This is a genomic window from Staphylococcus sp. HMSC035D11 (assembly GCF_001836075.1).
In the GTDB taxonomy this organism is placed as follows: Bacteria; Bacillota; Bacilli; order Staphylococcales; family Staphylococcaceae; genus Staphylococcus; species Staphylococcus hominis.
Genome location: NZ_KV827217.1, coordinates 1 through 1094 on the forward strand (window position 1 = coordinate 1; position 1094 = coordinate 1094).

General features: G+C 28.7%; 1 protein-coding gene. It reads right to left on the reverse strand.

Annotation, left to right across the window (positions count from 1 at the left end; all coding sequences use genetic code 11):
* Window positions 1–1094: class I tRNA ligase family protein (locus HMPREF2647_RS00795; protein ID WP_141756741.1), on the reverse strand; the 1094-nt coding region annotated here is incomplete at both ends.

Consider the following 1094-nt stretch of genomic DNA (forward strand, 5'->3'; position numbering starts at 1 on the left):
ATTGCAAATCCATACATTTAATGGTGTTCCCCAATATCTATTTCTACCAATGTTCCAATCAACCATATTTTCTAAGAAATTTCCCATTCTCCCTTCCTTAATATGAGAAGGAAACCACTCTATATTATTATTATTGTTAATAATTTCATTCTTAAAATTAGTTGTTTTAATAAACCAACCTTCCATCGCATAATATATCAAAGGATTACCACATCTCCAACAATGAGGATAATTATGCTCATATTTTTGTTTTTTATATAAAAGTTGTTTTTTGGATAATAATTTTATGATTTCTATATCACTATTTTTAGCTTTATTACCAACTAATTCAGGGAACCTATCATTATATACTCCTTCTCTTGTTATAACATTTAAGAAATCCAAATCACGCTCTAAAACCAATTGGTAGTCATCTTCCCCATGAGCTGGTGCTATATGAACAATACCAGTTCCTTCTGAGTTAGTAACAAATTCTCCATCAACAACGTAATATGCATTAACTAAACCGTCGCTTTCAAAAGGAGGAATGTATTTTAAATTAATTAAATTACTTCCTGAAAAGGTATCAATAATTTCGTATTTTTCAGTTATTATAGAATTAATTAGATCTGTAGCTAAGATATAATACTCATTTTCTACCCGAATTTTTGAATAATTAAGATCTTTATTTATAGCTAATGCTACATTTGCAGGCAAAGTCCAGGGAGTGGTAGTCCAACTTAAGAAATAAGTATCTTTACTATTTGTAAGTTGAAATTTAACAACAGCTGATAAATCTTTAACGTTTTTATAGCCTTGCGCTACTTCATGAGAACTTAAAGCGGTTTGATCATGTGTACAATAAGGAGTCACCTTATGTCCCTTATATAATAGTCCTTTTTTATGGAATGTAGATAATATATTCCATACACTTTCAATATAATTATTCTCAAGAGTTATATAGGGGGAGTCCATGTCAACCCAGTATCCTAAATCTTTAGAAAAATCCCGCCATTCTTTTTCATAATTAAATACACTTTTTTTACATTCATTTATAAAATTTTCTATTCCATACTTTTCAATGTCTTGTTTTCCTTTAATTCCAATTTTTTTTT